We start from the raw sequence: 18234 nt of genomic DNA, 5'->3' as shown, positions 1-18234 counted from the left end.
GCCAGCGGCTCCACCGGGCATGGCCTGCCCCGGTGGCCGCTACCGAGCCCACGTGGTTGCGCCAGGTCAGCAGGACCTTCAGCGCACCACTGGGCAAGCGGATCGATCAGGCGAACAGTGCCTGCTTCTTCTGCGGTTCCAGGGCAAAACGCCGGGCCAGGAATGGCGTGATGTCCAGCGGCAGGGCCTCGTCGTTGACCAGCTTGTCCAACAGCACCCCGGTGATGGCCGAGGTCAGGATGCCGGTACGGAAGTGCCCACAGGCATTGAGGTAACCCTCCACCCCTTCCATCGGCCCGAGGATCGGCAGTTCATCCGGCGAACCGGGGCGCAGCCCCGCCCAGCAACGCTTGAGGTTGACCTGGGCCAGCTCGGGGATGCAACGCACCGCGCCCTGCACCAGGCCGTTGATTTCAGGGTAAGTGGTACTGACGTCGAAGCCCTTGTCCTCGGTGGTGCTGCCGATGAGGATTTCACCGTTGTCCTTCTGCGCCATGTAGCAGTCGCTGGTGGTCAGGCAACCATTGAGCAGCTTGGGCATGCGCTCGGTGAGCAGGATCTGGCCCTTCACCGGCTTCACCGGGATCTCCACGCCCGTGGCCTGCAGGCTCAGTTCGGCGGCCCAGGCACCGGCGGCGTTGATCAGGGTCGAGCAATGGAACAACCCGGCCTCGGCGGTCTGTACGCCGCTGACCCGGTTGCCCTGGTGCAGCACCCCGGTGACATTGGTATTGAAGTACACGTCCACGCCGTTCTGCCGGGCACCCTCGGTGTAGGCATCGGTGAGGCGGAATGGATTGACCTGGTGATCGCAGAGGAACTCCAGGGCACCCTGGGCCTCGTGGCTGATACTCGGCTCACTGGCGCGCAACGCCGCCTGGTCGAGCCAGCGCACCTGATCGGCCAGGTGCGGGATGCAGCCGACGATATGCTCGGCGTACAGGCGGTCTTCATCGTCATAGATGACGAACTTGAGCCCGGTCTGCTCGAACTTGAAGTCCATGTCGTGCAGGCCCATCAGTTCCCGGTGCAGGCGCGGATAAAGCTCGTTGGACTGCAAGGCGAAATCGAAGAACGACTGCGGCAGGATATGCGGCGTGCTGGAGTCCACCACCACGGCCGAGCCCTGGGCCTCGCGCTTGCGGTTGGCCGACATCATGCGAAAGAAGATCACTCCACACCCCAGGCCCACCGACTCGCCGATGGCCCACAGGCCGCCGGCCGAGGCGCGGCTGGCATTGCCCGGGCGCTTGGAATCGATCAACGCCACCTTCAGGCCCTTGCGCTTGGACAGCTGGTAGGCGCAGGACGCCCCGATCACACCACCACCGGCGATAACCACGTCATAGTACTTAGTCATGCTTGGAGACCTCCTGGTCGGCCGGCGCAAAGGCAGAGAATGGAATCGGGTCCAGCGGGAAGCGCGGGCGAATCCAGCCCACGTCCTTGCGGCCCGTGGCCTGGCGCAGGCGGTCGCTGCAATAGCCCACGCACATCCGCCCCTGGCAATCGCCCATGCTCACCCGGGTGCGCATCTTCAGGCTGGCCATGTCCTCGACGCCCTGGGCCAGGGCCCGTTCGATATCGTTGCGGGTGGTGTGCTCGCAACGGCAGATCACCGTATCGCCCTTGGGCAGCTCTACCTGCCCGACACCGCGAGCGGTGTAGCGATCCACCGCACCGCGAAAACGCAGGATCGAGGCCAGCTTGCGCTCATAGCCCTGGCGCCGTTGCAGGGCCTCTTCGTTACTCAGCACGTCGCGCTGCATGAGGATCGACAAGGCCGCGATACGCCCGCTGAGCATCGCCGCCTCGCCACCGCGGATGCCGCTCATGTCGCCGGCCAGGTGGATGTGCGGCTCGCTGCTCTGCTGCCAGACGTTGGCATCGGCCCGCAGGTAGCCGTCGTCGCTGAAACTGTGCTCCAGGCCCATCTGCTGGCTGAGCTGGGTCCTGGGAATGAAGCCATAGCCGACGGCCAGGGTCTGGGCGGCGATGCGCTGGGCCTTGGACATGTCCGGTTGCCAGTCGCTGGAATACGGCGCCACGGTCACGACCCCCAGGGCACCTTGGCCCTGGGCCTCCACCACGCCCCAGCCATAACGCAGGGGGATGCCGTGGAGCTTGAGGTAGGCCAGCATGCTCAGGCCGTCGAGGAACAGTTGCGGCTTGTTGAGCATGGCCAGGCTCTGCTTGGCGATCTTGCCCAGGGCGCTGGCCTCGTAGACCCCGGCCACGCGCACCCCGGAAGCGTGCAACTGGCACGCCACCAGCGGCAGCAAGGGGCCGGTCCCGGCGATCACCACCGGGCTCTGCGGCTTGACCACGCCACTCTTGATCTGTAGCTGCAAGCCGCCCAGCAGCTTGACCCCGGGCAAGGTCCAGCCGGGGAACGGCACGCTGCGTTCGTGACAACCGGCGGCCAGCACCAGTTGCCCATAGGGCACCTCCTGCACCTGCTCCTCGGCATCCAGCAACATCAGGCTGTGGCTGCCCTCGGCGCCGATCACCCGGCTGTTGAGGCGCACGTCGATCATCTGTTCATGGTCGCCAAAGGCGCCATGCAGCTTGGCCAGCACTTCGCAATAACGAGGCCCCAGGTAATCGAGCTGCACGCCATCGCGCAGCGGTCCGCGATACACCACCCCGCCCAGGCGCGAGGCCTCTTCGACCAGGGTGCTGTGCACCCCGTGCTCGGCCAGTTCGATGGCCGCCGCCATACCCGCCGGCCCACCGCCGACGATCACCGGATTCAGGCTCATGAGTTGGGCTCCGTTTCACTGATGCGGTTGGCCAGCGTCTGCACCTGCATGCCCGGCTTGACCAGGGTCTGGCAAGCCCGGCGCTTGTGCCGGCCATCGATTTGTACCAGGCAGCAATGGCATACGCCCATGCCGCAGTAGGCGCCCACCAGTTGCCCATGGTCGTTGCGCGCCACCTGACGCAGGCCGGTGGCCTGGATCACGCTGAGGACGGTTTCGCCCAGGGCTGCGGTGACCGGCTGGCCATTGAGGCTGATGGTCATGTCCGCATGCTGCAGCGGCTGGATATCGAAGTTGCGGTCTATCTGACGCATTGCGGTTCATCCGTGAAGAGGTGAAAAGCGATTGCCGGCATCCTGCCGTCCGGGTCCCGACGGTCCGGAAATGGAGACGCGGCAACACCGCGGTTCCGAAAGCTCTGTCAGAACCGAGCGTGGGCCAAGCTAGTCGGTTTGTCGGACACGAGTATTGACCTGGGCCAAGCAAACGGTTGCGTGGCGCCAGAATAGCGTCGCCCCTGCCCCCGGCTCATGGGCCAGCGCTACCATGGGCTTGACCCTCCCAGGTTGGGATCAGTAGGTCAGGATCACCCGTACCGTGTCGCTATAGACACCGGCTGGCACATCGTTTTGAGCGGGATTGACCATGACCCGGTAAGGCACGCCCTGGAGCGCTCCGCTGCCCACTCCTCGCTGGGTATTGAGGGTGGTCCAAACCGTCGAGTCGCTGGGTTTGTAGAGGTTGTAGCCAATGGAATGGGCACCGTTGGCCATGCGCCGCCAACCGCCACTGAAATGATTACCGTTGTCGAAGCCCAGGCTATAGGTGGCGTTCAAGGTGCAACGCACACCGATGCTCTGGTTCACCGCCGTGAAGCCGGACACCAGTGCGGCGCTGCCGAAGCTGACATCCGGGGCGCTGTCGATGAAGCAGTCCTTGAGCACCGTCAGCGTCACATTGATGCTGCTGGTGGCACTGCCCTCGTCGTAGATACAGACCCCCAGGACACCCGCGGCACACAGGTACCACCGCCAGCTCAGGAGAATGGTGTCGCTGTAGGTTCCGGCCGGCAGGTTCATCCGGGTGGCCGTGCGCAGGTAAAGCGGCAAGCTGCCGTCAGGGCCGTTGAACAACCCGAGGATGCCGAGGAACGTGGTCTTGCTCCAACGGACAGTGGAACCGACGTTGTAGATGGTGCCGCAACTGCTGTCGCTGCAGATGACGTAAGGCAGGTAGGCATTACCGCTCGCGTTGTACAGCCGGGGGCTGGAGCCCTGTGCGTGGGCGGTGCTGGCGATGGTGGCTTCGATGGTGTTGGTGCTCAGTATCGACAGCAGGCTGCCGGTGCACTTGAAACCCGAGGTCGAGGTGATGGCCTGGGGCGTGCTGGCCACGGTAAAGGAGCTCAAGCTGCCGAAATCACCTCGACTGGAGCTGGTGGTGCAGGCCGCGAACAGCGACGGACTGGCGCACAGGGCCAGCAGGCCGCAGAGGCCGACGCATGAGAGATATCGGTTCATGGGCTACCTCCACTGAGTGCCCGGCAGGGCAACGGGCCGATCTGGCTGACGGTGGGTTTGTGGATATCCAGCCGGAAACTGACCTGGCACAGACCACCATCGCCAAGCCGCACTCGCAGCTGGTTGTCGGCCTGCAGGCCTTCGAAATACACCTGGCCATCCCAGCCGACGATGGCCTGCTGCCTGCTGGCCAGGTGCTCGGCCCGACTCCCCAGCGGCAGCGGTGAACCTTGCTCATCCACCAGGCTGATGCTGGCGGCAACCACGGTGCGAATCGGGAAATCCAGCAAGGCTCCGCTGCCCTGTCGCACCGACACCCGCTGCTCGACATCCGCCACCTGGACGTTGGCCGGCAGGTCCAGCGAGTCGACCTGGAACTTCGCCGGGTGGTAGGCCGCGACCCAGGGCACCAGCAAGTGACCGTTCTCATCCGATTGGCCCACCCGCTGGTTCTCATAGCGGATCGGCACCTGGGCATACCCACCGGTGCTGACCAGCACGAAGGCATCGTTGATGCGGTTGCTGGCGAACAGCGCACGGTCCATCCATACCAGCGAGCCGCTGGCATCGGCCCAGCGCGTGTGGTTGCCAGCCTCGCCATAGAGCCCGGCTCGCAACTGCACGTTCTGCGTACGCCAGGTCAGGTCCGCCTGCTGGTAGCGACTGGAGCCGCCGCCCTGTCCGAGGTTCCAGCCAAACCCACCCTCACTGGGCGCGGCCCGGCTCCAGACCACGCGTTCGCTGTAGCGCCCCCGACTGTCACGGGTAATGCCAACGTTCAGCAACCCATGGACTTCGAAGGGCAGCACCCACTGTAAAAGCACGCTGTAGCCACTGTCGGCGAGGTCCTTGTTCAGCGCCAGGTAGACGCTGCTGCGGCTGCCGAGCGAACGGCTGTAGGACAGGTTGAGCAGCCGCGTGCGATTGCCGTCGCGGGCCTGGATGTCGAAATACCCGGCACCGAGGCTGCCCTGCCCGTCGAGGCTCAGGCTGGCGCTGACCTGGTCGGCACGCCGGCTCAAGCGATAACCGCCCAGGGAGCTGAGGTCGTGGTAGCCGTCGCTGCGCTGGATATGCTGCAAGTTCACACCGATGCGCCGCGAATAGTAGGAGTACCCGAGCAGGTATTGCTGGCCGCTGTCGCCCTGGCCAGCACTGGCGCTGGTCGCCAGGCTGAGGGTACCGAAGGTGGCCAGGGCGATATCGCTGCCGGCCCCGAGCAATTGCAGGTCCGCGGCTGCCTCGGCATGCCCGGAAAGCGTCAGCTGGTCGTTCAGGCCATAGCGGTAGATGCCACTGGAGGCTGTGTCGCCATAGGCAAAACTGCGCCGTCCATAGTCCTCGCGCAAGCGCCCCAGGGACAGGTCGAAATCGCTCAAGCCTTGGGTCAGCAAGGTATTGGAGACGTAGAACGGCAGGCTGGTCGACACCTGCCGTCCCTGGGCATCGGTGGTCACGATCGTCGCCTCCCCCGCCCCGCTGATGTACGGCACGTTGCTGATGGCGAAGGGACCGGGCTGCAGGTCGCTGCTGCTGGCCTTGTAGCCGTTGATGAACAGATCGACGGTACTGGGCACCGCGGCCTGGCCGTCGTACCTGAGCAGTGGGTAGGTGACAAGGTCGGGGCGCACCTCGAAGTTGCGCGAGAATCGCAAGCCACCCATGCGCACCGGGTTCGTCCAGTTCAGAGCGCCGTTGATGTAGTCACCCAACTGGTAGCTGCGCAGGGCCTGCTCGTCGTTGTAGCGCCAGTAGGTGTCGTAGCGCAGGTACCGGTTGCCGGGGTTGTCGGTCCCGCCGAAGTAATGGTTATAGACCCCGGTGTTGGAAAGGGTGGCGAAACCATCGAAGGCGCGCTGCTCCAGCAACGCCGACAGATAGGGGGTGGCGTTGTTGGCGGGAGCCGAGTAATACAGGTCGTAGTTGAACAGCGCTCCCAGGCTGCTACTCGCCGGAATATGCGCAAGCAGGCCCGGGTCCTCGATCCGCTGCCGGGGCAGCCAATCGGTCGGCACCTGCAGGCGCAGCTGCTGGCTGGCGCTGTCGTAGTCCACCCGCACATCCGCCCATTCATTGAGCACGATCGACCCGACGGGGTTGCCAGGCAACCGCACGCCCGCATCGCGCAGCAGCGCAGCGTCGAGCAGGTAACGCCCATCCCGCGCGTTGACTGCCACCACCTGCCCACTGTGGCGGCCATTGATGACCAGTTCCAGGTGGTAGCGGACGGTTCCCTGGTCGGCCAGGGCCCGTGGTGCGGGGGGCAAGCCTGTCGAGCCCAGCGCCGCCTGCGCGCAAGACAACAGCGCCAACCCGACGAACAGCGAGGAGTGACGGCAAGCCTGCACAGCGACCGGGGCAACCACGCTGGCCAGCCTCAGTAACCAGGAACGCGGACCACCGCGTCGTTATCGGACAACTGCAGCATCAGGCTCATGCCTTTGCCCGGGGCCAATCCCGGTGGCAGCAACCAACGCATCTGCTGGCCGGGCAACACGTAACCGAGCAAGCCATCCAGCAGCGGCAGGCTGCGCCCCCCGCCCTCCCAGCGTACGCGGCTGAGCCGCGCATGCACCGCCCCGTCATTGCGCACCTGCAAGTAACGCTGGCCACCCTCCTCCACCAGGCGCCAGGCCAGCTGCGGCCGGGTGGCGCTGGCGGGGTCGCGGTCCAGGTCGGCCCGTGGCTGGGTCCAGATCCCAGCGCCACTGATGAACAACGGTATCGAGTAGCGCATTTGGAACTGCAAGGCCAAGCCAGCTTGCTTCGGCGCCGGCTCGGAGCCGTCGGGGACTTCATCGATCAGTACCCGGTAGGCCTGCTCCGACACACTGGGCACAGCGCCCAGGCGAATCAGCCGGATCAATTGCCGGCGCCCAGCCTCGACCGTGACGAAAGGCGGGCTGGGGATCACCGCCTGCTGGCTTCGGTAGAGGTCCTGGAACTGCTCCTGGGTCCAGGCCAGCACCCGCACCTGCAAGGTCACCGGCTGGCTGGCGCGATTTTCCAGCCACAAGGCGGTGGCCCCCTGATCGGCCTCGATGGCCGGGTTGACCGGCCAGATGAGCACTGCACTGGCGGCCTGGGCCTGGCCGCACAGGAGCAACAGCCCGGCCAACAGCCAATGACCGGGGCTCGACACCAATGGGCAACGGGGCATGGGCTCTCCTCCAGGACGGCTCAGAACGCCAGGGTGACGGTGACGGTGTCGTGGTAGCTGCCGGCGGGCGGCATGCGAGTCACGGCCAGGAGCCGGGCATAGACCTGGTAGGCCTGGGTGCCGGGCGGGAAATCGACGATGGTCCGGGCCTGGGCCCCGCTACCCCAGACCCGGGAATAGGCCGGGTCCTGGTACAACTGATAGGCGAGCCTCTGGTTGGCGCTGATGTGTTTCAAGTAGCGCTGGCTGCCACTGGCATTGAGCCCATTGTCCAGGGCCACCGAGACCGTCATGCCCGGGGTGCAGGTCAACACGATGGAGCCGGCTCCTGCGGCACTGGCGATGTCCACCGGCCTGGCGAGGCTGCCCAGCGTGCCGAAATCCAGTAACCCCAGGTCGTAGTTGTTGTTGCTCAGGCGGGTGCCGAAGGCACAGCCATTGGTGACCATGGCCTGGACCCGGAAGGCGCGGCTGATCGGCGACGGATCGCCCCATACGACCATGGAGGCCAACAAGGCCGGCAACGCCAGCAGCGCCAGACTACGGCCGGACATCGCATCACCAGCCGATGGTCACGTTGACGGTGTCGCGATAGGTACCCGCGCCAGGCGTTGCTTGCGCAGGCACCACCCCATGAATGGGATACCACTGGTCACTGCCATTGCCGACAGCATTGACTCCCACCACATCGTCCCAGACGGTGCCCCCAGGCCGGTCGGAGTACAGGTTGTAGATCAGGGTACTGGAGGCGTTGGCCGCATTGGCCATCCTGCGTTGGGCAACCGTGCCGTGAAGGCCGCCATCGAGCCGGATGGAATAGGACTGGCCAGTGACGCACTTGACCCGGATCGAGCCGGCCCCTTGTTGCCCCGTCACGCTGATGGCGTTGTCCAGCGAAGCGTACTGGCCGAAATCCAGGGTACCGAAGCCGATGGGGCCGCCGCTGTCGACCGCCCCCGCCTCACAGGCCGGGAGCAACGTGGCCTTCAGGGTAATGGTGGCAACCTGAGCCTGGGTCGGGCTCCAGCCAATCAGGCAGGACACTGCTGCCAGATGAACAGGGTTCAGGTTCATCGCTCCTCCTTGGACCCTCAGGTCCCGTTGGCGACCCGGTGGATGCGCCCTACCAGGCGACGGTGACCAGCAAGGTGTCGGTGTAGGTGCCTGCCGCTGGGGTGGTGGTGCTCTGTCCGGTGGGAGCCACGCGGCCGTAGAGGGGGATGTCGATGGCCGCGCCGCTGGTGACGATGTTCACCGGCATGTTTACCTGGATCGGTGAACTGCGGGCGCTGTCCGAGTAGAGGGCATAGGCGATGGTACTGGCGGCGGTCGTGGTACTGCGCATGAAGCGCTGGGCACCGCTGGCATACAGCCCGGCATCCACTGTCAGCCTTGGGGTCAGGCCGGTACTGCACTTGATCTGGATGTTGCCATTAGCCCCCACGGTCTGGGCATCGACCACGTTGGTGAGATCGGCGTGACTGCCGAAATCGAGCGTGCCCCACTGGTTGACGCCGCCATTGACACTGCCGTTGATAATGGTACAGCCGGCGCCGATGACCATTCGCACGCCGACCTGGCCGACCAGGGTTCCCGCCAGTGAAGGCAACGACACCAGGCCCAGGAACGCCCCCAGGGATATGATCGGCAGAAGCACTCCATTCATCTCCTTGATCCTCTTTATACAGTGGCAGTCAATACGCAACTTTATTGTTGTCCAATAAGCTTTTTATTATGTTTCGCCCACAGAGAAGCCGCATGCGCAGTGGCCGACACCTGTAAAGACCTCGACTAAAAAATAACGAAGACACCCACTCCACGATACATGGGTAGCGGGAATGTTCGCCCGAAAACTCTACACGCCTTACTTCGAATAAACGATAGTGCACCCATGAATTTTATTATCGAGTGGACGTCGCCCGTCCAATACTCACCATCGCCCGCGAAGCCATAACGCACAACTTCTCCCGAGAGCGGACAGCACCTGGGCAAACAGGTAATTCGCTTTTAAAACATAGAGATAAATAAATTGCTCATCACTGGACCAGCACTTTATGCGATACCCTCGCAAGCCCTTGATCCAGCCCAACAGGGCCAGGACGGTCAATCACTCGCGGCGAAAAACGATAAAAAATCAATGAAAAAATCAAAGCCGATGTTATTGAAATGTTATCTGATTGTTATCTTTCCACGCTCTTAATCGCCATATTCCGGACCGTTCTTTACATGAAAACCAACATACTCAAATAACACCCACAACGAAAAAAACAACATCAAAACAATGTCTACCCAGCGCACAAGAACGCGCACTGTAAAGTTACACTCACTGATCATTAAATTTATTTGAACACCCGGAAGCCTTCGCTCACCGAAAGTTGCCAACTGGGTAGCGGATGGCGGGTAGTTTCAGCTCCACTCCCACGCTCATCAAACCTTGAGACTCAAGCGAGGCGCCGAAACAAAAAAGCCGCCCCCAACACTCGCTGGCAGCGGCTTGATAACCCGGAACGAATCAGGACTTGGCGCGGGCGTAGTAGTACAGGTCGCGCCCCTTGAGCCAGGCAAAGCGGCCCAGCAAGGCGATGATCCAGTAACCCAGCAGGAACTGGCCGATGCTGGTTCCAGGCCAGGGCCCCAGGATCATCAGCAGGATGCACATCGGCAGGCAGGCCCAGGCGCCAAAGCGCAGGCCGAAGAGCATCAAGAGGCCCGGGATCACGGCGGTCAGCGGCGTCAGCAGGAGGATCTTGACGCCCGTGGTCACCAACAGGCTCCAGGCATAATGCGGCACGGCGCCCACCAGGGCGATGGCCGCGGGTAATGCCAGCAGGATCTGGCTCAGGCTGTTGAGTACCAGGCTCACCAGCAGCAGCCGGCCCAGGCGTTTGAAACGGGAGGTCTTGTTCATCGTCGACAATCTCGAGTGGAAGAATCCGGCGCCGGCTTGGCTAGCGCCGCTTGTAGCTTTTATTGCCACTGGGCGTCAGGCAGTAGACCCCGCCCCTGGGCCCGATGCAAAAGCTGCCAGAGCCGCAACTGCAACCCTCGGCGTCGCGCAGCAACGGTTGCGCCCGGGGGCTGGGCGCAGGTTCGCCGAACATCAGCGCGCAGTTTTTCTTCGAGGCGCTGATGGAGCCATCACGGCACAGGAACAACTCACCATCGCAGCGGGCGATGCCGCCCTTGCGCCCGGAACAGGGCTGGTTACCCGCCAGCGCAACGCTGCTGCCCAGCAAAAGGAGCAGGCCCAGGCACAGCAATGAAGCGGGTTTGCTGCCCATTTGGATCACCCTGCCCATGCTCGTGCCTCCTGGCAAAAAAAGTGGCCAGATGATATCAGCGTTCTGGCCCAGTGACGCTGGATTTCACTGGCCATGATGGGGTGAGTGCGATAGATGAAAGTTTTTTTAGAATCCAGGCTGCGGTTTCTTGGCAGAATGCCCTCCTGTGCCATGAACCCCTGCAACAGGTGCTTCGCCCATGACCCGCATTCTGACCATTGAAGACGACGCCGTAACGGCCCGGGAAATCGTCGCTGAACTGAGCAGCCACGGCCTGGACGTGGACTGGGTGGACAACGGCCGCGAAGGCCTGGTGCGCGCCGTCAGCGGCGACTACGACCTGATCACCCTGGACCGCATGCTGCCTGAATTGGACGGCCTGGCCATCGTCACCACCCTGCGCACCATCGGCGTGTCGACGCCAATCCTGATGATCAGCGCCCTGTCCGATGTCGACGAACGCGTGCGCGGCCTGCGCGCCGGCGGCGACGACTACCTGACCAAACCCTTCGCCTCCGACGAGATGGCGGCCCGGGTCGAGGTGCTGCTGCGGCGCAAGAACACGGTCAAGGATTTCGACACCAGCCTGCGGGTGGCGGACCTGGAGCTGAACCTGATCAGCCGCGAGGCGACCCGCGCCGAGCAACTGCTGAGCCTGCTGCCCACCGAATACAAGCTGTTGGAATTCCTGATGCGCAACACCGGGCAGATCCTCTCGCGGATGATGATCTTCGAGGAGGTCTGGGGTTATCACTTCGACCCGGGGACCAACCTGATCGACGTGCACATCGGCCGCCTGCGCAAGAAGATCGACCCACCCGGCATGGCCCCGCTGATCCGCACCGTGCGAGGCTCGGGTTATGTCATCGCTGAACCCCTCTAAGGGCTGGCGCTCTTCCAGCAGCCGCCTGCTGGCGCTCTACAGTTCGCTGTTCGTGGCCTGGAGCTGCATCCTCATGGGGGTGCTGTACTACGAGGTCTCCAACTACCTGGACAGCCTGGCCAAGCACTCGCTGATGCAGCGCCAGCACCTGTTCGCCCGCTTCGAGGGCGAGCAACTGGTGGAAGCCCTGGCCACCAGCATGACCTTCGACATGCGTGCCATCGACGCCTACGGCCTGTTCGACGCCCAGCGCCGGCCACTGAGCGGACCGATCCGCGAGATCCCCGAGGACCTGCCCCTGGACGGCAAGATCCACGAGCTGAAGAACTGCATCGACTCCGACGACCCGAGCCTGCCCCGGGACAGTTGCGATGCGGTGGCCACCCTGACCCGCGACGGCCGCTGGCTGGTGCTGGTGCGCGACAACGGCTCGCTGTTCGCGGTGACCCGGATCATCCTCCACGCCCTGCTCTGGGGGATTTCCCTGACCATCATTCCCGGCGCGGCCGGCTGGCACCTGCTGCGGCGCCGGCCGTTGCGGCGCATCCGGCAGATCCAGGCCAGTGCCGACGCCATCGTCGCCGGCGACCTGACCCGGCGCCTGCCGCTGTCCAATCGGCGCGACGAGCTGGACATGCTGGCGGCCATCGTCAACGCCATGCTCGAGCGCATCGAGCGGCTGATGCATGAGGTCAAGGGTGTGTGCGACAACATCGCCCACGATCTGCGCACCCCATTGACCCGTCTGCGGGCCCAGCTCTATCGCCTGCAACAGCAGGCCGAGGAAGGCTCGCCCCAGGCGTTGCAGATGGACCAGTTGCTGGCGGAAGCCGACACCCTGATGGCGCGCTTTCGCGGGTTGCTGCGGATCTCGGAACTGGAAGACCGTCGGCGCCGTTCGGGTTTTCTCGAACTCGACCCCTTGCCGCTGCTGCAAGAGCTGCATGATTTCTACCTGCCCCTGGCCGAGGAAGGCCGCCTGAGCCTGGTGCTGGAGGTGCCGCCAAGCCTGCCGCGCATGGTCGGCGACCGGGCGCTGCTGTTCGAGGCCCTGGCCAACCTGTTGAGCAACTCGATCAAGTTCACCCCGCCGGGTGGTGAGGTGATCCTGCGTGGCCTGGACGACGGCGGCAGCCCGCGCCTGGAAGTACTCGACTCCGGCCCCGGGATTCCCCCGGCGGAGCGCGCCGCGGTGTTCCGGCGCTTCTACCGGGTCGACGAAAACAACGCCCAGGGCGGCTTTGGCCTGGGCCTGTCGATCGTCGCGGCGATCGTCGACCTGCACGGCTTCAAGCTCGACGTCGGCACCAGCGAACGCGGCGGCGCCCGCCTGAGCCTGGACTGCCACCCCAACCTGATCACCGAATAGCCGCTGCGCGCCCATGCGCAGCCTTCGGCAGCGGCTACACACAGCGATCTACGCCAATCAGGCCCGGGGCAATTGCCAGCCGTAGTGCACCGAGAGCATGCGCAGGGCGAAACACGCACTGCCGGCCAACCAGGCGCAGGCCATGGGCGCCAGCCCCAGGCGTCGGGCGAGGATCAGGGTGGCCGCGCCGATGAAGGCCGAGCTGGCGTACAAATCCACCTGCAAGACCAGGGGAATGCGCGCCAGCACGATGTCGCGGATCACCCCGCCACCGACCCCGGTCACGGTGCCCATCAGGGTCGCCACGAACGACGAGATGCCGACGTTCAAGGCCTTCTGCGTGCCGGCCACGGCAAACAGCCCCAGCCCCGCCGCATCCAGCAGGATCAGCAACGGCTCGGAAATCCCCAGCACCCCTTCATGGAACACGAAGGCCAGCCCACCCATCACCAGGGCCAGGGCCGGATAGCGCCAGTCGGCCACCGCCTTGGGCGGGCTGGCGCCGATCAACAGGTCACGGGTGACGCCACCGCCAAGGGCGACGATGAAGGCAATCACCATCACCCCCAGTAGATCGAGCTGGGCGCGCATGGCGCTGATCGCGCCTTCCACGGCGAACACCGCGGTACCGGCCAGATCCGCCACCAGGACGATATTGTCCAAACGACCGGGCACACCCTGAACCCGGGCGTTCACGGTTCACCACGATCGGAGTAGGGAAAGGTTGCGGGCATGGGGCCAACTCGCAAGGCCGGCCGCGAGCGCGGCCAGCGACCCTTTGCTTATAGTCCAGCGCCGGCGGCGCCGCCATCGAGAAGGCTCAGGGCGTCAGGTCGATGCGCCCCAGGGAGTTGCTGTCCAGCTCATAGAGCAGTTCGTCGATCATCTTCACCACATCGGCCTCGCTGCGCAGGGCCTTGAGGCTGAGCCCGCTGGCCACCAGGTCGACCCGGCCGCTGTGGGGCTCGAACACCCGCAGGGTCAGGGTGCCGTCGCCCGCCGTGGTGAAGCTGCAAGCCAGTGGCGCCAGGCGCTGTTCGATACAGGCCCGTAGCTGCGCCTGGGTAATCACCCCGGGCACCTCAGCGACGCCGCAGCAACAGGCCGGCCAGCAGGCCGACACCCGCCAACAACGCCACGCTGGCCAGCGGGCGCTCCCGGGCCCAACGCAAGCCCCGGTCCAGCACCTCGCCGTAGTGCTCCTGCAACTGGCCCGCCGCTTCCCGGGCCATGCCCCGAGCCTGCATCGGCTCATCGTCCAGCAGTTCACCCACCATCGCCTGGGCCTTGCCTGCCGCCTTGTCCACCTTGCCCTTGAGCTGCTCGCTAGCCATGTCGATTGTCCTTTCGCTGTGGTTGATCGGGCGCCAGGTTCCAACAACGGACCTGCGCACACTCACAGCCTAAGAACCCGTAACGCCTGGCAAAAGGCGCATATGCACTAGCCGCACTAGTGCATGCGCACCAGCTCAACGCGGCCCGCCCGCCAGGGCGCCAGCGAACAACCCGCGCTCCCGGGCCCAGACGATGGCCTCGCCACGGCTGTGCACGCCAAGCTTGGAATACAGGGTCGCCACGTGGTTGCGCACGGTATTGAGGGCCAGTTGCAACTGGGCGGCGATCTCCTTGTCCGCCAGGCCCTGGTAGAGCAACCCCAGGACTTCACGCTCGCGGGCGGTCAGGTCGGCCGAGGACGTGCCCGGGGCGCCAGGGCCACGGCTGTTGCGGACATTGGCGAGTTTTTCGATCAGGGTCTGGCTGAACCAGGAAGCGTCGCGCATCACCTCCTCGATGGCACCCACCAGCTCCAGTTCGGAACGCTTGCGATCGCTGATATCCATCAACACCAGCAGGTAGCTGGGCTGGTCCTGAATCACCACGGTGTCGGCGTAGGCCACGCAGTCGATCAGCTCGGCGCCCTTCTTGCGCACCTTGAGGTCCTGGCCCATGACGTGGCCGCTCTTCTCCAGCTGGCTGAACAACTGCCGGGCCGCCGCCTGCTCGGCGATGAAACCGATGCTGTCGAGGGTCTTGCCCAGCAGCTCCTCGCTGCTGTAGCCGCAAGTGTTGAGGAAAGCTTCGTTGACGTCGACGATCTGCTGCTCGGCGCTGCACACCAGGGTCGGCACCGGGGTCAGGCGGAACGAGCGGGCGAAGCGCTCCTCGCTCTGGCGCAGGGCGACCTCGGCCTTGCGCCGCGGCTCCAGGTCCATGAAGGAAAACAGCATGCAGTCTTCGTCGTTGATATCCAGGGGCTGGCCAGCGACGATCACCAGCTTGCTGCCGCCCTCGGGCAGGCGCAGTTCGGCCTGCATCTGCGGAATGGTCGCGCCCTGCCCCAGGCGCTCGATGGCCAGGTCCTTGTGCTCGGCGTCCTCCAGCACATCCAGCTCATACACCGAACGGCCGATCACCTGGTCCCGGGCGTAGCCGGTCATTTCCAGGAAACCCTGGTTGACCTTGATGTAGCGCAGGTCGCTGAGGCGGCAGATCACCGCCGGCGCCGGGTTGGCGCTGAAGGTCTTCTCAAAGCGCTGCTCGGCGCTGGCCCAGTCGGTGGCATCGCTGAGAATCAGCACCAGCGATTCCGGGGCGCCGCCGCGGTCGCTGAGGATCATGCTGCGCACCCGGTGCACCCAGTGCCTGGCTTCACCCTCGATCTCAGCCTGGACCTCCACCACCACATCGCTGAAGGTCTCGCCGGCGGCCACCCGGCTGATGGGGTAGCTGTCCAGCGCCAGGGGATGGTTGTTGCGATAGCGCAAGGCATAACGCTTGGCGTATTCCCGGGCATTGGCGCCCAGCTGGCTGACTTCGCTGACCCCGTGCATGGCCAGTGCCGCCTCATTGGCCCAGAGCAGGCTCCTGGCCTTGTCGGTCTCGATCAGGATCACCCCGTCGGACAGTCCCGAGATGATCTGCTGCAATTGGCGGCGATTGGTTTCGGTGGCAAGTACGGCCTGGCTCATGGCATCTCCTGAAGGCCACGGCAATGGCCGGGCAAGGGACAAGGGCAACTGCCATTACGACCACGGGCCGGCGCCATCGTGCCCCGGCATTGCGCCCTGGCACTTTGGCCCTATCACTCTGGCCCAGGCACGCAGGCTCGGAGTAAGCTGCGCGACCCCGGACCTGGCAAGGAGTGCAGCATGATCACCATCCGTGAAGCCGAACAACGCGATCTGGAAGCGTTGCAGACCATAGGCCGCGCCACCTACCGCGAGCATTTCGCCTCGATCTGGAGCGCCGAGGGCATGCAGCGTTTTCTCGACCAGGACTTCGCGCCCCAGGCGCTGGAGCAATCCTTGGCCGCCCGGCACGAACATTTGTGGCTGCTGGCCCTCAACGCGCAGCAGGCACCCATCGGCTTCGCCAAGCTCAACTGGAACCGGCCCATGCCCGGCAGCGATATGATCGGGGCCGAGCTGCAGAAGATCTACCTGCTCAAGTCCCAGGCCGGCCAGGGCCATGGCCGGGTGCTACTGGACCACGTGTTGCAACGGGCCAGCCAGGGCGGCGCGCGCTGCCTGTGGCTGGACGTGCTCAAGAGCAACGCCGGCGCCCGGCGCTTCTATGAAAGCGCCGGCCTGCGCCAGGTCGGCGAAGTACCCTTCAGCACCGACCTGGAACAGATCGGCATGTGGGTAATGGCCCGCGACCTGCCCGCCCCCACCCTGTAGCCGCTGCTGGGCCTGCAAAGCTGCGCCAAGGCCCGCCGGGCCTTCCAGCCAGCGCCCCAACCGCCCTCTGGCGGCCGCTGCGCGCCCGTGCGCAGCCTGCGGCAGCGGCTACACGAGGCGATATCTAGCGGCTACAGGCCCAGGGCCTTGAGCCGGCGGTACAGGGTGCGTTCGCTCAGGCCCAGGGCCTTGGCCAGTTCGGCGCGCGAGCCGTCGAACACTTCCAGGGCGTGGGCCAGCTGCTCCAGGTCCTTGCCGCCGCGACGCCGGGCCACCGGGGCCGCAGGCTGGGAACTGCGCAGCTCCGGCGGCAGGTCCTGCAGGCGGATCACCCCGTCGTCGCTGAACAACCGCGCCCGCTCCAGGATATTGCGCAACTCGCGGATATTGCCCGGGAAGGCGTACAGCCGCAGTTGCTCCAGGGCCGGCGGATCGAGCCGCAACATCGCCCCCGGGTCGAGCCGGCGCAGCAGGCTGTCGATCAGCAGCGGCAGGTCGTCGCTGCGCTCGCGCAGGGCCGGCAAGCGGATCGGGAAGGCGCTGATGCGGTAGTACAGGTCCTGGCGGAAGGTGCCGGCCGCAACCATTTCCTTGAGCGGCTTGTGGGTCGCGGCCACCAGGCGAAAGTCCGAATGCACGGTGCGCAGGCTGCCCACCGGACGAAAACTGCCGGACTCGATCAACCGCAACAGCTTGACCTGCATCGCCAGCGGCACCTCGCCGATTTCATCGAGGAACAGCGTGCCGCCGTGGGCCGCTTCGGCCAGGCCGATCTTGCGTTGCAGGGCCCCGGTGAAGGCACCCTTCTCGTAACCGAACAGCTCGCTTTCCAGCAGGCTCTCGGTCAGGCCGGTGCAGTCCACCACCACCAGCGGCCCAGCGGCCCGCGGGCTGCCGTCATGCAGGGCGCGGGCGAACAACTCCTTGCCGGTGCCCGACTCGCCTTGCAGCAGCACCGGGATCGGCGCCGGCGCCGCCCGCTGCAGGGCGCCAAGGGCTTCATTGAATGCCGGCGAGCGCCCCACCAGGCCATGTTGCTGCGGCTGCACCGAGGCCACCGCCACCGAACTCAGGCGCTCGACATAGGCCACCACCGCCCCGCTGGCATCGATGATCGGTCGCAGCTCCACATCCACGTGCTCCGGCCCGCGCGGGGTGTGGTGGATGTGCAGCATGCGTTCCGGCACCCGGCTGTCGTGGGCCTTGCGCATCGGGCAGTGTTCGCCGGCCTGGTCGCACGGCACCGCGAACTGGTGGGACACCCGGTAGCACTTGGCGCCCACATGGGGCTTGCCGGCCACACCGAACTGGCGCTGGTAGGCCGCATTGGCGGCAATGATGTTGTAGTCGGTGTCCAGCACTATGCTCGGTTGAGGATCGTGCTCCAGGTAGGACACCAGGGCAGACATCCGCAAATTGGCAAGGTCGGTGGCGATCAGGGACATGACAGGCTCCAGGGCAATGGCGAAAGCTTAAAGCAAGGCGCCCGTCACTGCCATTTTCTGCCACAAACTGCCAACTCACTGCCACTTCCGGGTGACAGTCACCCCGCCTAAAGCCCCGTACCAGGGCCTTGGCA

At 65.1% G+C, this 18234-nt stretch carries 18 protein-coding genes and 1 pseudogene; 3 read left to right on the top strand and 16 right to left on the bottom strand.

Features of this window, described 5'->3' with window-relative positions; all coding sequences use genetic code 11:
• Positions 1 to 106: 106 nt before the first annotated feature.
• The 11 genes and pseudogenes from hcnC to C4K39_RS12755 all read right to left on the bottom strand — a co-directional run bounded on the left by hcnC (position 107) and on the right by C4K39_RS12755 (position 10741).
• Positions 107 to 1360, bottom strand: a complete 1254-nt coding sequence (gene hcnC / locus C4K39_RS12805) for a cyanide-forming glycine dehydrogenase subunit HcnC (RefSeq protein WP_124346579.1) — start codon at positions 1358 to 1360, stop codon at positions 107 to 109.
• Positions 1353 to 2762, bottom strand: coding sequence for a cyanide-forming glycine dehydrogenase subunit HcnB (hcnB, locus tag C4K39_RS12800; RefSeq protein ID WP_124346578.1), 1410 nt, complete (start codon positions 2760 to 2762; stop codon positions 1353 to 1355). Before hcnB ends, hcnC begins: the two co-directional genes overlap by 8 nt.
• Complete coding sequence (hcnA, locus tag C4K39_RS12795) at positions 2759 to 3076, bottom strand: cyanide-forming glycine dehydrogenase subunit HcnA (protein WP_068578303.1); 318 nt, start codon at positions 3074 to 3076, stop codon at positions 2759 to 2761. The genes hcnB and hcnA overlap by 4 nt, the downstream gene beginning before the upstream one ends.
• A gap of 258 nt (positions 3077 to 3334) precedes the next feature.
• Positions 3335 to 4282 (bottom strand): Csu type fimbrial protein, encoded by a 948-nt coding sequence (locus C4K39_RS12790; protein WP_124346577.1) that lies wholly within the window; start codon positions 4280 to 4282, stop codon positions 3335 to 3337.
• Complete coding sequence (locus C4K39_RS12785) at positions 4279 to 6648, bottom strand: fimbria/pilus outer membrane usher protein (protein WP_124346576.1); 2370 nt, start codon at positions 6646 to 6648, stop codon at positions 4279 to 4281. Before C4K39_RS12785 ends, C4K39_RS12790 begins: the two co-directional genes overlap by 4 nt.
• A gap of 11 nt (positions 6649 to 6659) precedes the next feature.
• Positions 6660 to 7442 carry a fimbrial biogenesis chaperone gene (locus C4K39_RS12780; RefSeq protein ID WP_124346575.1) on the bottom strand — a complete coding sequence of 261 codons (783 nt, stop codon included), beginning with the start codon at positions 7440 to 7442 and terminating at the stop codon, positions 6660 to 6662.
• Positions 7443 to 7462: 20 nt separating this feature from the next.
• Positions 7463 to 7996, bottom strand: a complete 534-nt coding sequence (locus C4K39_RS12775; protein ID WP_124346574.1) for a Csu type fimbrial protein — start codon at positions 7994 to 7996, stop codon at positions 7463 to 7465.
• 4 nt (positions 7997 to 8000) lie between these two features.
• Complete coding sequence (locus C4K39_RS12770) at positions 8001 to 8516, bottom strand: Csu type fimbrial protein (protein WP_124346573.1); 516 nt, start codon at positions 8514 to 8516, stop codon at positions 8001 to 8003.
• Between the two features lie 49 nt (positions 8517 to 8565).
• Positions 8566 to 9042 (bottom strand): annotated as a pseudogene (locus C4K39_RS12765) (Csu type fimbrial protein); the annotation flags it as partial.
• Positions 9043 to 9954: 912 nt separating this feature from the next.
• Positions 9955 to 10350, bottom strand: coding sequence for a hypothetical protein (locus C4K39_RS12760; protein ID WP_068578307.1), 396 nt, complete (start codon positions 10348 to 10350; stop codon positions 9955 to 9957).
• Between the two features lie 40 nt (positions 10351 to 10390).
• Positions 10391 to 10741 carry a YdcA family protein gene (locus C4K39_RS12755; protein WP_124346571.1) on the bottom strand — a complete coding sequence of 117 codons (351 nt, stop codon included), beginning with the start codon at positions 10739 to 10741 and terminating at the stop codon, positions 10391 to 10393.
• A 181-nt stretch (positions 10742 to 10922) separates the two neighbouring features.
• Here C4K39_RS12755 and C4K39_RS12750 point away from each other — a divergent pair, with 181 nt between their 5' ends.
• Both C4K39_RS12750 and C4K39_RS12745 read left to right on the top strand, forming a co-directional pair.
• A complete protein-coding gene (locus C4K39_RS12750; protein ID WP_053128966.1) occupies positions 10923 to 11606 on the top strand; it encodes a response regulator transcription factor in 684 nt (227 codons plus the stop codon).
• Positions 11584 to 12975, top strand: coding sequence for a sensor histidine kinase (locus tag C4K39_RS12745; protein ID WP_068578312.1), 1392 nt, complete (start codon positions 11584 to 11586; stop codon positions 12973 to 12975). The genes C4K39_RS12750 and C4K39_RS12745 overlap by 23 nt, the downstream gene beginning before the upstream one ends.
• 57 nt (positions 12976 to 13032) lie before the next feature.
• On the opposite strand, the gene C4K39_RS12740 is transcribed toward C4K39_RS12745, so the two are convergent.
• The 4 genes from C4K39_RS12740 to C4K39_RS12725 all read right to left on the bottom strand — a co-directional run bounded on the left by C4K39_RS12740 (position 13033) and on the right by C4K39_RS12725 (position 15944).
• Positions 13033 to 13650, bottom strand: coding sequence for a trimeric intracellular cation channel family protein (locus tag C4K39_RS12740; protein ID WP_068578340.1), 618 nt, complete (start codon positions 13648 to 13650; stop codon positions 13033 to 13035).
• Between the two features lie 145 nt (positions 13651 to 13795).
• Positions 13796 to 14047 (bottom strand): DUF1652 domain-containing protein, encoded by a 252-nt coding sequence (locus C4K39_RS12735; RefSeq protein ID WP_068578314.1) that lies wholly within the window; start codon positions 14045 to 14047, stop codon positions 13796 to 13798.
• Positions 14048 to 14057: 10 nt separating this feature from the next.
• Complete coding sequence (locus C4K39_RS12730; RefSeq protein ID WP_022643959.1) at positions 14058 to 14309, bottom strand: CsbD family protein; 252 nt, start codon at positions 14307 to 14309, stop codon at positions 14058 to 14060.
• A gap of 135 nt (positions 14310 to 14444) precedes the next feature.
• The gene (locus C4K39_RS12725) at positions 14445 to 15944 is read right to left on the bottom strand and encodes a helix-turn-helix transcriptional regulator (RefSeq protein WP_124346570.1); all 1500 of its coding nucleotides are present in this window, start codon (positions 15942 to 15944) and stop codon (positions 14445 to 14447) included.
• Positions 15945 to 16124: 180 nt separating this feature from the next.
• On the opposite strand from C4K39_RS12725, the gene C4K39_RS12720 reads away from it, so the two are divergent.
• On the top strand, positions 16125 to 16655 hold the full coding sequence (locus tag C4K39_RS12720; protein WP_124346569.1) for a GNAT family N-acetyltransferase: 531 nt from the start codon (positions 16125 to 16127) through the stop codon (positions 16653 to 16655).
• A gap of 131 nt (positions 16656 to 16786) precedes the next feature.
• On the opposite strand, the gene C4K39_RS12715 is transcribed toward C4K39_RS12720, so the two are convergent.
• Complete coding sequence (locus C4K39_RS12715; protein ID WP_124346568.1) at positions 16787 to 18100, bottom strand: sigma-54 interaction domain-containing protein; 1314 nt, start codon at positions 18098 to 18100, stop codon at positions 16787 to 16789.
• Positions 18101 to 18234 lie beyond the last annotated feature (134 nt).

Source organism: Pseudomonas sessilinigenes (genome assembly GCF_003850565.1).
GTDB classification, from domain to species: domain Bacteria; phylum Pseudomonadota; class Gammaproteobacteria; order Pseudomonadales; family Pseudomonadaceae; genus Aquipseudomonas; species Aquipseudomonas sessilinigenes.
Note: the sequence above shows the minus strand (reverse complement) of the source record. Positions and strands in the feature narration are given on the sequence as shown.